This is a genomic window from Erythrobacter sp. JK5, from assembly GCF_018205975.1.
Classification (GTDB): domain Bacteria; phylum Pseudomonadota; class Alphaproteobacteria; order Sphingomonadales; family Sphingomonadaceae; genus Erythrobacter.
In genome coordinates, this window is record NZ_CP073577.1 from 2,123,511 (window position 1) to 2,137,523 (window position 14,013).

General features: G+C 64.8%; 8 protein-coding genes. 5 read left to right on the plus strand and 3 right to left on the minus strand.

Going from position 1 to position 14,013, the window contains the following annotated elements; all coding sequences use genetic code 11:
* Window positions 1-13: 13 nt before the first annotated feature.
* On the minus strand, window positions 14-1,282 hold the full coding sequence (locus KDC96_RS10255; protein ID WP_212448349.1) for an acetyl-CoA C-acetyltransferase: 1,269 nt from the start codon (window positions 1,280-1,282) through the stop codon (window positions 14-16).
* Window positions 1,283-1,399: 117 nt separating this feature from the next.
* On the opposite strand from KDC96_RS10255, the gene KDC96_RS10260 reads away from it, so the two are divergent.
* Together KDC96_RS10260 and KDC96_RS10265 are read left to right on the plus strand one after the other, a co-directional pair.
* A complete protein-coding gene (locus KDC96_RS10260) occupies window positions 1,400-2,161 on the plus strand; it encodes a crotonase/enoyl-CoA hydratase family protein (RefSeq protein WP_212448350.1) in 762 nt (253 codons plus the stop codon).
* Between the two features lies 1 nt (window position 2,162).
* Window positions 2,163-3,326, plus strand: coding sequence for an acyl-CoA dehydrogenase family protein (locus KDC96_RS10265; protein ID WP_212448351.1), 1,164 nt, complete (start codon window positions 2,163-2,165; stop codon window positions 3,324-3,326).
* Between the two features lie 317 nt (window positions 3,327-3,643).
* Here KDC96_RS10265 and KDC96_RS10270 read toward each other — a convergent pair whose 3' ends face one another.
* The gene (locus KDC96_RS10270; protein WP_249171752.1) at window positions 3,644-6,199 is read right to left on the minus strand and encodes a TonB-dependent receptor; all 2,556 of its coding nucleotides are present in this window, start codon (window positions 6,197-6,199) and stop codon (window positions 3,644-3,646) included.
* A 198-nt stretch (window positions 6,200-6,397) separates the two neighbouring features.
* On the minus strand, window positions 6,398-8,422 hold the full coding sequence (locus tag KDC96_RS10275) for a TonB-dependent receptor (protein WP_212448352.1): 2,025 nt from the start codon (window positions 8,420-8,422) through the stop codon (window positions 6,398-6,400).
* 115 nt (window positions 8,423-8,537) lie between these two features.
* Between KDC96_RS10275 and KDC96_RS10280 the strand changes: the two genes are divergently transcribed.
* The 3 genes from KDC96_RS10280 to KDC96_RS10290 all read left to right on the plus strand — a co-directional run bounded on the left by KDC96_RS10280 (window position 8,538) and on the right by KDC96_RS10290 (window position 14,013).
* Window positions 8,538-10,046 carry an NAD(P)/FAD-dependent oxidoreductase gene (locus KDC96_RS10280; protein ID WP_212448353.1) on the plus strand — a complete coding sequence of 503 codons (1,509 nt, stop codon included), beginning with the start codon at window positions 8,538-8,540 and terminating at the stop codon, window positions 10,044-10,046.
* A 139-nt stretch (window positions 10,047-10,185) separates the two neighbouring features.
* Window positions 10,186-10,947: a molybdopterin-binding protein gene (locus KDC96_RS10285; protein WP_212448354.1), complete on the plus strand. Its 762-nt coding sequence runs from the start codon at window positions 10,186-10,188 to the stop codon at window positions 10,945-10,947.
* A gap of 21 nt (window positions 10,948-10,968) precedes the next feature.
* Window positions 10,969-14,013, plus strand: a complete 3,045-nt coding sequence (locus tag KDC96_RS10290) for a DUF2339 domain-containing protein (protein WP_212448355.1) — start codon at window positions 10,969-10,971, stop codon at window positions 14,011-14,013.

A 14,013-nucleotide genomic window follows, 5' to 3' on the forward strand; every position in this document is an offset into this window, starting at 1 on the left:
CACGGCCACGGGTTCAGTCGACAAAATCGTCGACCCGCTCGACGATAATCGCCGGGGCCATGCCGCCCGCCGCGCACATCGTCACCAGCCCGGTCTTGAGATCGCGCCGCTCGAGCTCGTCGATGATGGTGCCGATCAGGATGGAGCCGGTCGCGCCGATCGGGTGACCCAGCGCAATCGAGCCACCATTGACGTTGACCTTGTCCCAGTCGAGCCCGAGATCGCGCACGAATTTGGCGGCGACCACTGCGAACGCTTCATTGATTTCGAACAGGTCGATGTCGTCGAGGCTCATTCCGGCCTTTTCCAGCACCTTCTTCGCCGCCGGCACAGGCGCGTTGAGCATCAGCGTCGGATCGTCGCCCATATTGGCGGTCGCGACGATCCGCGCGCGAGGTTTGAGACCGTGCTTCTGCGCGTAGGCCTTGGAAGTGACGAGCACCGCCGCCGCGCCATCGACCACGCCCGAGCTGTTCCCGGCATGGTGGAAATGCTGGATTTCGACGTCGGGATACTTCTGGTTGATCAGCCCGCGGAAGGTCGTGCCTTTCGCATCGAGCGGCACGTCAGCGATCTTGGTGAAGGCGGGTTCGAGCTGGCCCAGGCCCTCCATCGTCGTCTGCGGACGCGGATATTCGTCGCGGTCGAGTACCAGTGTGCCATCGTCCAGCGTCACGGGGACGAGCGATTTGGCGAACCGGCCATCGTCGATCGCCGCGGCGGCGCGCTGCTGCGAGCGGTAGCCGACTTCGTCGAGCTCTTCGCGGGTGAAACCCTCAATCGTCGCGATCGCGTCGCCGCAAATCCCCTGATGCGATTGCGGATGCACCGCCTGCAGCCGCTCGTTGTAGCTGCCCATCATCGGCGGCTTGATCCCGGCCTGCATCTTTTCCTTCGACATCGCGGCGGTCAGGCTCATCATCTCGGTGCCGCCCGCGACGACGCAGTCTTCCATCCCGCTCATCACCTGTGCCGCCGCGAGGTTCACCGAGGTAATCCCGCCGCCGCAGAACCGGTCGAGCGTCGTGCCGCTGGAGGTGATGTCGTAGCCCGCGTCGAGCGCCGCCATCCGGCCCATGTCGCCCGCCTGCATCCCGTCCTGGGTCGAGACCGACCAGATCACGTCGTCGACGGTCGCGGTATCGAGCTTGTTGCGTGTCGCAATCGCCTTGAGCACGGTCGCGGCGAGGTGCTGCGGGTGCTGTTCGGCCAGCGCGCCCTTGCCCTGCTTGCCGATCCCGCGCGGGGTGCGCACTGCGTCGATGATGTAAGCTTCGCCCATGAGGTCCTCTCTCGAATTATCGAAATTGCGGTTGACGTTTCCGTAAGCCTTGCGCACTCCTCACACAAGAATTCAGTTTCAATTCGAAATGCCAAAATGGATAGGGAGTGAGAGCCTGTGAGTGAAGAAGTCCTGACGAGCGTCGAGGACGGCGTCCTGATCGTCACCATCAACCGTCCTGAAGCCAAGAACGCCATGTCCAAGGCGGCGGCCGAGGGCATCGCGGCGGCGATGGACCGGCTCGACAGCGAGGACGATCTGCGGGTCGGCATCCTGACCGGCGCGGGCGGCACGTTCTGTTCGGGCATGGACCTCAAAGGCTTCCTGCGCGGCGAAAGCCCTACGGTCGAAGGCCGCGGTTTCGGCGGCGTGGTACAGGCCCCTCCGGCCAAGCCGCTGATTGCCGCAGTTGAAGGCTACGCACTGGCAGGCGGCCTCGAACTGATGATCGCCTGCGATCTCGTCGTCGCGCACAAGGATGCGAAGTTCGGCATTCCCGAAGCCAAGCGCGGGCTTGTCGCTGCGGCGGGCGGCGTGATGATGCTGCCCGACCAGATCCCCGAGCGGATCGCGATGGAACTGGCGCTGACCGGCGACTTCATCGGGGCCGATCGCGCCTACGAACTCGGCCTGATCAACCAGGTGACCGATGGGGCTGCGCTCGACGCGGCCAAGGCGCTCGCCGCCAAGATCGCCGCCAACGGCCCGCTCGCGGTCAAGGTGTCCAAGCAGGTGATGAAGGAATCGCGCGGCTGGGCGATGGAGGATCGCTACAAGAATCAGGCGCAACTTATCGCGCCGGTGTTCGTATCTGAAGACGCCCGCGAAGGCGCCGCCGCCTTCGCCGAAAAGCGCGCCCCGAACTGGAAAGGGAAATAGTATGCCCGTAATCGACGTCCCCCAGCCCGATTTCATGAACGACGAGGAGATATCAATCTTCGCCGATGCCGTGGGCAAGTTCTACCAGCAGCACGCCCCGGAAAAGCGCGTCCAGAAATGGCGCGATGAGGGCCAAGTCGAGCGCGAGTTCTGGAACGAGGCGGGCGCAGCAGGCCTGCTCGGCGTTTCGGTGCCGGAAGAATATGGCGGACACGGCGGCGACTTCCGGCACGATATCGTCGTGATCGACCAACAGGCGAAACACGGCGTCGATGGCTTTGCCGCGAGCCTGCACAACACCATTATCCTGCCCTATCTCGTGCGCCACGGCACCGAGGAGCAGAAGCAGAAGTACCTGCCCAAGCTGGTGACCGGCGAACTGGTCAGCGCCATCGCGATGACCGAGCCGGGTGTCGGCTCCGACCTCCAGTCGATCACCACCACCGCGCTCAAGGACGGCAATGGCTACCGCATCAACGGGGCCAAGACCTATATCTCGAACGGCCAGACCGCCGACTTCATCGTCGTCGTCGCCAAGACCGACCCGAACGAGCGCGCCAAGGGCATCTCGCTCATGCTTCTCGAGACCGAGGGCGCGGAAGGATTCCAGCGCGGCAAGAAGCTCGACAAGATCGGGCTCGACGCGGCCGATACGTCGGAGCTGTTCTTCGACAATGTGTTCGTTCCGGCGGAGAACGTGCTCGGGGGCGTCGAAGGCCAGGGATTCTACCAGCTCATGGGCGAACTCGCGCAGGAACGCCTCGTGATCGCCATGGGCGCTGCAACGGGCATCGAGAAGGCGCTGGAGACCACGATCGAATATGTGAAGAGCCGCAAGGCCTTCGGTCAGACGATCTGGGACTTCCAGAACACCCAGTTTGTGCTCGCCGATTTGAAGGCGCGCGGCACGGCGGCGCGGGTGTTCGTCAACGACTGCATCGGCAAGCTGCTCAAGGGCGAGCTCGACGTTGCCACGGCAGCGATGGCGAAATACTGGGTCACCGAGCTGCAGGGCGAAGTCGTCGACAAGTGCCTGCAATTGCATGGCGGCGCGGGCTACATCAACGAATACCCGATCGCGAAAATGTACCGCGATGCGCGCATCACCCGGATCTTCGGCGGCTCGAACGAAGTCATGAAGATGCTGATCGCGCGCTCGATGTAAAACATCGAGCGCTTTTTGTGCTTTGCGAAGGCGCATCCGCGCCTTCGTCCTCGGTGCTGATCCTCCCTCACTCCGCTCGGTCGGGCACCTGCGGGCGGCCGCTTGGCCTTGCGACGCCTGCGGCGTCGAACTTAGCCTAGCCTAGCGACTGTGTCGCGGAGCACGGTCGCGTAGCGACCGCAAGGGCGACCGCCCGCCCGCAGCGGGTCCGGAGCGAAGCGAAGGACATCTAGCGAGGACGATCGCCCGGATAGGCGATCACAAAAAAAGAGCGGCTCGACTGATCGAGCCGCTCCGTTTTTGGTCGGTAGCGCTGCTTAGAACTTGGCGCGCAGCACCACGCCGTAAGTGCGCGGTTGCAGCGAGAAGGCCGACCGCGAGTTCGCCGCACCGCTGCCGCGCAGGGTGGTGTTGAAGGTTACCCCACGCGTCACGTTGTCTGTCAGGTTGTTGACGAAGCCCTCGATTGCGAACTGGCCATCGTTGAACCGCAGACCGGCGCGCAGGTTGATGAACTCCTTGCCGTCCTGCACGTCGCCGATGATCAGCGGTGCCGCATCGATGGCCGCCTGCAAGCTGCCGGCAGCCGCGATCTGGGCGGCGCTCGGCGGGACAATCGCTTGGGTCGAGGTGCGCTGATCGTCTTCGAGCCGGATCTGGCCGGTTGCGAAGAACTCGACCGTGTCGGTGATCGGCTTTTCCCACAGGGCACCGAAGATCGCGACGAAATCGGCTGCGTTGGTCAGGGTGTTGCCACACAGCGAATTGACCGTCACCGAAGTCGATGTGCCGGCGCAATCTTCGGGATACCGCGCGTCGAGGATCGTCGCCGAGGCGTTGATCGACAGTTCGGGCGACACCCGCCACAGGCTTTCGATCTCAAGTCCGGTCGACTTGGCGACCGGGACGTTGAAGGTCTGGAACGCCGTGCCGGTGAATTCGAGCACCTGGAAGTTGCTGAACTCCTCGTAGAACGCGGCAACGTTGAAGGTCAGCGCATCGTCGATGAGGCGGCTCTTGAACCCGATTTCGTAGGCATCGACCTCTTCCGAAAGGAAGGTCGGATCGGCACCTGCGACTGCGGCGGTGGTGTCGAGGTTGATCCCACCCGCCTTGTAGCCGTGCGTGAAGCTCGCATACACGTTGATCGGCGAGCTGAATTCATAGCCGAGCCGGATCGTGTAGATCAGTTCCTCATCGCTGAACTCGCTCTGGAAGGTCCGGACCAGCGGGAGCGCGGCAGACTGCGGAAGGTCAGCCGGGGCGGTAAAGCCGAAACAGCCCAGTCCGATGAAGCTCGGGCGAAGGGCCGCCGGAATGGCTCCAAGCGCGCCAAGCGTCGCCGGGCAGATCTGGTTGTTCACCGCCGTCTGCGTGAAGCCGCCGTCCTTTTCTTCCCAGGAATAGCGCGCACCAAGCGTCAGTTCGAGCCCGTCGGTGAGTTCGAAGCTGTTGTGGGTGAAGATCGAATAGCTTTGCGCGCTCTGCTGGAACCGGTTGGTGTTGCTCGTCCCCGCCGGATCAATTCCGGTGAACAGAGTCAGCGGATTAGCCCCGAGCGCTCCTGCGGTCGGCACGAACAGCAGGGCGCCGACGTTTTCGCCGTAATCCTGACCGAGTGCGAAACTCACCGACTGGTCGATTGTCTCATCCGAGTAGTACCCGCCGATGATGTAATTGAGCTTGCCGTCCATCGCCTCGCCCTGCAGGCGCAATTCGGCAGTGAAGGTCTCGAGTTCGAGCACCAGACCATCGACATCGAAGATATCGAGCGCCGTGAAATCCGAATCGTACTGCTCGAAGGATTCGTATTTGCGCCACGAGCCGATGAAGATCAGGTCCGCGCTGTCCGAGATCGGAAACTCGACTTCGCCGGTTACGCCGAAATTGTCGATGTCGGCAATCGGCGCGGCATTGGCCGATGCGATCCGCTCATTGAGCGCCTTTTCGAAGGTCTTCTGACCGAACGGATTGGTTGAAACCGTGGGCTGGCCGTTGCCTGCGCTGGGTCCAAGCCCGACCGCTGCGTAGGCCCCGCCGGTGATCAGTGGCGATTGGAACAGTTCGATCGGGCTGCAGCAGCTCGACTGGCTTTTCGAAAAATCGCCGATGATTCTGCCGCGGAGACCGCTTTCGGTATCCCACCCGATCTGGCCGCGGACCAGCCACTGGTCGACATCGTTGGAATCGCCGAACGGCGTGCCGTTGCCATCGACCAGCGTTATGAAGCCGTCACGCTCGCGATAGGCACCCGTCAGGCGCACGGCCAGAGTGTCCTGGACGATCGGAAGGTTGACCCCGCCCTGCAGGCTGATTTCGTCGAAACTGCCGTATCCGGCGTTCACGAAGCCGCCGAACTCGGAGACATCCGGGCGGACGGTCGTAATGTTGAGCGCACCGGCCGAGGTATTGCGCCCGAAGGTCGTGCCCTGCGGACCGCGCAGCACCTCGACCCGTTCGATGTCGACGAATTCGCTGAGAGCCACGCCCGGACGTGATTGATACGCACCGTCGATGAAAATACCGACTGCGCTTTCAAATCCGATGTTGTTCGACGTTGTCCCGACGCCGCGAATGCGCAGCACCACGGAACCCGACGCGAGCTGCGCCTGACTGCTCGAAAAGCTCGGTGCCAGCGTCGTGACTTCCTGGATGTTGTCGACACCCTGGTTCTGGAGCTGCTCCGGCGTGACAGCGGTCACCGCCAGCGGAATATCCTGCACGTCCTGCGCGCGCCGGGTGGCGGTCACGATGATGACGTTTTCATTCGGCCTTTGGGCCGCCTGCTCTTCGGCATCTTGAGCAAATACCGGTGCCGTAATCGAACTGCAGGCCATGAGGCCGGCAGCGTAAGCTGCGAGCTTGCGTGTCATAAAATTCCCTCTCCACAAACCATGTTTCTGGTTTTGTACGCGCAACCCTATCAGGGCGCGGTGTTCTGCCAAGAGTCCGCGACGGGTTTTTGCAATAAGGTGCAAAAATGCAACAATAGACGCTGCAATGCAGCATCGCTGCGCAACTGCAGCATTTGGCCTAATTTTGTTGCGCGGCGCATCTGGCGGGTGCCGCGATCACCAGCCGTAGCGCAGACCGAACCACACCGTACGCGGTGCCCCCAGATCGATCGACCCACCCGAATTGCGGGTCACGATCGCCTCGTCGAACAGGTTCTCCCCGCGCAACACCAGGCTCAGGCGGTCGACCAGCGGAGCCTCGGCGAACAAATCGAGCGTAGTTGCCGCAGGCAGTCGATCGGTTTGCTGGTCGTCTTCGAACTGAGCGCCGACATGGCGCAGGGTTGCGGCCACCCGCCAACCTTGCGCGGATAACCAGGCAAGCGTAGCCGAGCCGGCGATGCGGGGCGTTTGCGGCGGGCGGTTGCCGTCGAGCGCCACCGAAGCCCCCTCTCCCGCGATGGTCGCGTCGGTATAGGCAAGCGAGGCATCCAGGCTGAAATCGCCGACCACCGCCGCCAGCGCAGCCTCGATCCCCTGCGCCTCGATCGCGGGCAGGTTCTGGCGTTCGCGCAGATTCGGCGCGATGGTCACGTTGGCGATCGCGTTTTCGACTTCGTTATCGAACGCCGTCAGCGACACCACCAGGGCATCGATCGGCTGCCAGTCGAACCCGATCTCGAACCCTTCGAGCCGTTCATTCACGAGTGCGGCATTGGCTTGGGTGACGACCGGGAACACCACGAAGGGCCGGTACAGCTCGTTGAGGGTCGGCAGGCGCAGCCCGGTATAGGCGGCAGCCCGCAGTTCGAGCCGCCGGGTCGCGTAGAACAGGGCGCCCGCGCGCCAGCCGAGCGTCCAGTCCGAACGGTCGGGCGCGAGCGTTTCGCCGATCAGCGATCCGTCGGCATCGAGCGCGCGAAAGAACCCGTCCTCGATCCGCGTGTGATCCGCGCGCAACCCGCCCGTCAGCAGCAGCGGCCCGATCTGCCAGTCGTCCTCGACAAACACGCCGAGATTGCTGGTGCTGCCTCCCGCCCGACGGCGCTCGCGCAGAGCTCCGGTAAAGGCGCTGTAGGCTTCTTCCTGCAATTCGCCGTCGGATCGGCGATAATCGACGCCAAGCCGGACGTTATGCGCCTCGGCCAGAGGGGGACGGATCTCGATCTTCCCGCCCAGCCCGGTCGAGGGCGTGTTGCGCTGGTCGAGGACGCGGGTGAAGCGGGTCGAGCTGATCACCACGTTGGAAAAATTGCGCGCCTGGACATAGGCCAGCGCATCGAACTGCCAGTCTCCCCGACCGACCAGCCGCAGGCTGGCATCCTGCCCTTCGCTGGTGGAATCCGCCCCGTCGAAACGCAGCGTCCGGGAATCGTCGAATACGCGGCCGCTCGCCTGCAATTCAACATCGGGCGCGAGCGGGGCCACTGCGCGCAGGCCGAGGGTCCAGCTGTCGAACGCGGCGCGGGCGGTGGCGGGCACGCGCTGGCCGGGCGGGGTGGTGAGGAAGCCCTGGCCCCGGTCCCAGCGCCCGCTGACGACCGCGAATCCGGAACCCAGCTTCTGCGCCACCGCAACGCTCGCTTCGGTCTCCTCGCGATCGTTCGCGAGCAGGCTCGCCGAAACCGGGCCCAGCGTCGCTGGCCCTGCGCTTTCGAGCTCGATCGTGCCGGCCAGTGCGCCGGCCCCGAACGGTCCGGACCCGCCGCCGCGGGTCACCCGTATGCCCGAAAGCAGCTCCGGCGCGATCGAAGAGAGTGGTATGTAGCCAAAGAACGGATCGCCGATCGGCACCCCGTCGAGCGTGACCAGCGCGCGGCTTGTCGCATTGCCGCCGAGCGCGCGCAGCGTCACACCCTGCGCACTGGGATTGGCCGAGCGGCTGTCCGAGCGGCGGAATTGCTGAAAGCCCGCGACGTTCTGGAGCACGTCCTCGATCCGGCCCGAGCCGCTCGAGATGATGGCTTCGCGGTCGATTTCGGTGACCGAATAGGCCCCGGTCGACAGCGCCTGTTCCAGCCCGTCGCCGGTAACGATAATCTCGTCCGCCAAATCATCGCCAGATGTGCCGTCTTGCGCAATCAGCGGAGCGGACGCACAAAGGAGAACGACAGGCGCGGCGAAGCGGAACTTGGTATTCATGGCCGCGGCGCCTAGCCGATTGGGCAGTTGCAGTCAGTTGCAAAATGCAATCATGACTCGCATTTGTGCAATGCGTGTGCTTACATTGATGTAAGTAGGGAAGAGAGAGGCCCCGATGCTAGCGACACCCCCCGATTTTGATGTCCTCATTGTAGGCGCCGGCATTTCCGGCATCGGCATGGCCGCGCATATGAAGATGAAGGCGCCGCATCATTCCTTCGCGGTCGTCGAACGGCGCGACAATATCGGCGGCACCTGGGACCTGTTCCGCTATCCCGGCATCCGCTCCGACAGCGACATGCACACGCTCGGGTTCGATTTCGAACCGTGGAAGCACGAAAAGGCGATCGCCGACGGGCCGTCGATCCTCGAATATCTCGACCGCATCGCCGATGAACGCGGCATCCGCGAGCATATCCGTTTCGGCCACAAGGTGATCTCGGCCGATTTTCGCGAGGACGAAGCGCGCTGGCATGTCGAGCTGGAGCGCGATGACGGCTCGCGCACGCAGCTGACTGCGAACTTCCTGTATCTCGGCTCGGGCTATTACGATTACGACGACCCCTACGATGCCGGGTTCGACTTCTCCGAGTTCGACGGCGAGGTGGTCCACCCGCAATTCTGGCCGCAGGACATGGATTACACCGGCAAGACAGTGGTGGTGATCGGCTCCGGCGCGACCGCCGTCACGATCGTTCCGGCAATGGCCGACAAGGTCGACAAAATCACCATGCTCCAGCGCACGCCGACCTGGATGATCTCGCGACCGGCGAAGGATGGACTGGCGAACCTCCTGCGCAAGATCCTGCCCGAAACCTGGGCCTATGCGATCACCCGTTTCAAGAACATCCGGATGCAGGATTTCACCTTCAAGGTGGCGCGCGAAAAGCCGGAAAAGGCCAAGGAGAGCCTCTACAAGGGCCTCGAGAAGGCGCTCGGCCCCGATTACGACAAGGCCGATTTCACCCCGCCCTACAATCCGTGGGAACAGCGGCTGTGCCTGGTTCCGGACTCCGATTTCTTCGAGGCGATGAACTCGGGCAAGGCCGATGTGGTCACTGGCCATATCGACCGGTTCGAAGCGAACGGCGTGCGGCTCAAGTCGGGCGAGCTGCTCGAAGCCGACATCATCGTTACCGCGACGGGCCTGAAGATGTGCGTCGCGGGTAAGATCGCCGTCAGCCTGAACGGCGAGCCGGTGAACTTCCACGAGCGGTTCTATTACAAGGGCTGCATGTTCTCGAACCTGCCGAACTTCGCGGTGGTGTTCGGCTATCTCAATGCCAGCTGGACGCTGCGGGCGGACATCAATTCGGATTACATCTGCCGGGTGCTCAACCACATGCGCGCGACCGGCACCGACCTCGCGACACCGGTGCTGACGCCGGAAATGGAAGCCGGGATTGAGGAAGACGACATCTACGATTTCTCGTCCGGCTATATCCAGCGCGCCAAGGCCATCCAGCCGCGCAACTCGGTAAGCTTTCCGTGGCGGCTCAATCAGGAATACGTGGTCGATCGCAAGCTGATGAAGGAGGACCCGGTCGATGACGGGTTGCTGACCTTCGCCAGAGCCGGAGCCAATGCACGCGGTGCCGATGAACAGCTGGAAGCGGCTGAGTAAGCGACAGCTCGTCATTGCGAGGAGCCGAAGGCGACGCGGCAATCCAGAGCCGTTGTGCGATCCGCTCTTGATTGCTTCGCCTTCGGCTCGCAATGACGAACCTCTTTTCGTCGCGGCGCACTTCCCCTAACCCCACTCCATGACCTCTCCCGACAAGATCTGGACAGCCGGCCTCGTGGTGATCGGCGACGAAATCCTCTCCGGCCGGACTCACGACAAGAACATCGCGCAGGTCGCCAGCTGGCTGCAGGTGCAGGGCATTCGCCTCGCCGAGGTGCGCGTGGTGCCCGATGTGCAACAGCGCATCGTCGAAGCGGTCAATGCCCTGCGCGCAGCCAACGACTATCTCTTCACCACCGGCGGGATCGGCCCGACGCATGACGACATCACCGTCGACGCGGTGGCCGAGGCGCTTGGCGTGCCGGTCGTCATCCATCCCGAAGCACGCGCGCTGCTCGAACGCTATTACGCCGACAAGGGCGGGCTAAACGAAGGCCGGCTGCGCATGGCGCGGGTTCCCGACGGCTCGGATCTGATCCCCAACCGCATGTCGGGCGCGCCAGGAATCCGGCGCGGCAACGTGGTGCTGATGGCCGGGGTCCCGCACATCTGCGCCGGGATGCTCGATGCGCTGACCGGCAAGCTGGAAGGCGGAGCGCCGCTGATTTCCGAAACGATCGGCTGCTGGATTCCCGAAAGCGAGGTCGCGCACCTGCTGCGCGAAGTCGAGGAAGCGCACGAGAATTGCCAGATCGGCTCGTATCCGTTCTTCCGCGAAGGCAAAGTCGGGGCGAACTTCGTGATCCGGTCGACAAACCGGAACGTGTTGCAAAGCGCGGTCGACAGCCTGTGCGACGGGCTGGCCACCAGCGGCTTCGATTTCACGCCGGGCGGGATCTAGGACAGGCAGCGGGGGGACGTCATGGAAGGCTTGCTGATCCTCTTCGTGTTGGGGATATTCTTCGGACCCTACATCCTGATTGCCGTCCTGTGGGGCAAGGTCGGACGCCTTCAGTACCAGCTCGACCGCGTCAGGGACTGGGTCAACCGCCGCCAATACGAGACCCTGGCGCCCGAACAGGGCCCGGTTTCCGAGGCAACAGGAACCGGGAAATCGACAGTTGATCGGGGAGTTACCCCGGCCCGTCCTGCCGAGCCCGAGGTGGCTGAGCCGGAGCCGGAGCCGGACGAACCATCGCCGCCCGCACCCGAGACCGTGCCGGAGCCGGAGCCGGAGCCGGAGCCGGAGCCGGAACCGGAATTGCAGGCCGCTGCTGCCCGGCCCTACGCGGCGCGCGACACGGCCGCAGTCGAAGCCGTCGAGGTCGAAACGGTCGAGCCCAAACCGCGCCGACAGTTCGATTTCGAGGACATCTTCGGCCGCCGCCTGCCAATCTGGGCGGGCGGGATCGCGCTGGCGATCGCCGGCATCTTCCTGGTGCGTTATTCGATCGAAGCCGGATTGATCACCCCCTCGGTCCGCGTGGTGATGAGCTTCCTGTTCGGTGTTGCGCTGATCGGCGGAGCCGAAGCTGCCTACCGGTTCGAAAACCGCATCGAGGACGAACGAGTCAGGCAGGCGCTGGCGGGCGCGGGCATCGCGACCCTGTTCGGCGCGTTCTACCTGGCGGGCACGAGCTACGGCCTGATCGGTGCCACCGCCGCATTTGTCGGACTGGCCGCCGTGACGGCAGGTGCCATCGCGCTTTCGTTTCGGTTCGGCCTGCCCTGCGCGGTGCTGGGCCTGGTTGGCGGGTTCGCGGCCCCGGTACTGGTCGAAAGCGACAGCGCCAACGTCCCGCTGCTCGCGCTCTACCTCGCGCTGGTTACCGGCGGCCTGGCGTGGACCGGGGAGAAGCAGGGACGGCGCTGGCTCGGCTACGCCGCGCTGGCGGTGGGCCTGGGATGGGGCCTGTTCCTCCAGCTGCTGGGGGTCGAGGGCAGCTCCGATCTCGCTGCGGTCGGTCTCTACCTGGTGGTGCTCGGCAGCGTGCTCCCGGCATTCCTCGCCGCGCGCGGCGGGCCGAACCCGCTGCAACTGGCGGCGGGCGGCATCGCCACCCTGCAGATGGCGGTGCTGGTCGGCAATGCCGGCTTCGCGCCGCTGACATGGGGCCTTTACCTGCTGATCGCAGCGGGTTTGGCAGCGCTGGGCTGGCGCTATCCGGGACTGCGCGCGGGCTCTGCGATCGCGGCCTTCATCGGCCTGTGGCTGATGGCGCTGTGGCCCGACCCGTCGCCGGGTTTCTATACCGTCGTGGCTGCGACGATGACGGCGATTTTCTGCGGAATGCCGCTGTTTTACGAGACCCGCGGTGACGGCGGACTGCTGGGCCGGGCACAGGTTGCCATCTTCACGCTCGGACTCGGCGCGATTTCCTATGTCCAGTTCGGCAGCCTCGACAACATCTCCGGCCCGGCGATGCTGGTCGCGGCGTTGACGGCGCTGGCTGCCCCGCCGCTCGCGATGTTTGCGCTGCGGTGGCGCAGCGGCACCGCGCTCGCCTTCCGCGACGACCTGCCGCTGCTCGGTTCGGGCTATGCTTTGCTGCTGCTCGCCGCCCTGATGCCGACCGCCGCTTGGGTAGCGCCGGCGGTTGCTGCGGCGCTGGCACTCGGCATTCTCGCGCTGCTGTGGCGACGCACGGACGATGTCCTGGTCGCCGCCAGCTGGAGCGGCGTCGGGGTCATGCTGTTCGCACTCACCGTCACGCCCGATTTTCAGAACGAGATCCTGCGCCTGTTCGGCGAAGGCGGCTTCGATCCGATGGCGATCGCGATCCTGCGCTGGGCCGCGTGCTGCGTGCCGCTGCTGGCGCTCGGCGCGATCCGGCCCGAAAGCACGTCGCGACCGCTGGCAGACGGGCTGGCCGCTCTGGTCGCCTATGGTGCCGTGGCTCAATTGCTGCCCGGCGAGGCGCTCGCCTGGTTCGCGGCGATTGCCGGGGTGGCGGTCCTCGCCCTGCGCAGCGAGCGGTTTGCCGGATGGGGAGCGCTGACAATCATCGCGGCGCTGTGGGCCGTCGCCCCGTTGGCGCGGTGGTTCGTCGCCGGCGGGCTGTCGCTGACGGGCGAACCGTTCCTCGCAACCGGAGCGATGTCACCGCGCGACCTTGCGCTCCACCTCGCTCCTGTGGTGGCAGCGGGTCTCGCCATTGCCTGGCGCGCGCCCGAACCGACCAAGATCCAGCGCGCGGGCATTCTGGCGCTGGCCGGAATCGCTGCGCTCATCGCGCTGCACAGCCTCTACAAGCTGGCTTGGGGTGTCGATTCGCTGTTCCGGTTCGAACGGCTGGGCCTTGCCGAACGCACGATCTGGGAGGCGCTGCTCGTTGCTGCAGCGCTGGCGGCGGCGCAATTCGCACCAGGGCGATTTGCCAGGCCGCTGAGGCTCGGCCCGCTCGCCGCGGCGCTGGCGCACTTCGCGCTCTACACGCTGCTGCTGCACAACCCGCTCTACAGCGTCCAGCATGTCGGCCCGACCCCGTTTGCGAACTGGCTGATCGCCGCCTACGGCGTCGCGCTTGCCGCGCTGGTCCTGCTGCGCGAAGAGGCCGGTCGCCTGCATGCACACGGCCGCCGCGCGATCGACGTCGCGATGATGGCGCTGATCAGCCTGCTCGCGGTCTCGCTGCTGCGGCAGATATTCTCGGGCAGCGTGCTGACCGCCAGCGCGATCGGCCAGACCGAAAGCCTGCTGCTGTCGCTGCTCGGCATCGCGCTGGCGCTCGGCTTCCTGTGGTGGGGCTCCCACGTCGCGCAGCGGACCTGGCGGATCGGTTCGCTTGTGCTGATGCTGGGCGCGGTGCTCAAGGTGTTCCTGATCGACGCTGCGGGGCTCGACGGATTGCTGCGGGTGGCGAGCTTCATGGCGCTCGGTTTCAGCCTGATCGGGATCGGCTGGGTCTATTCGCGGCAGCTGCGGCGCAGCGCACCCGACCCGGAGGCGCTCCAAACCGCCCCTTAA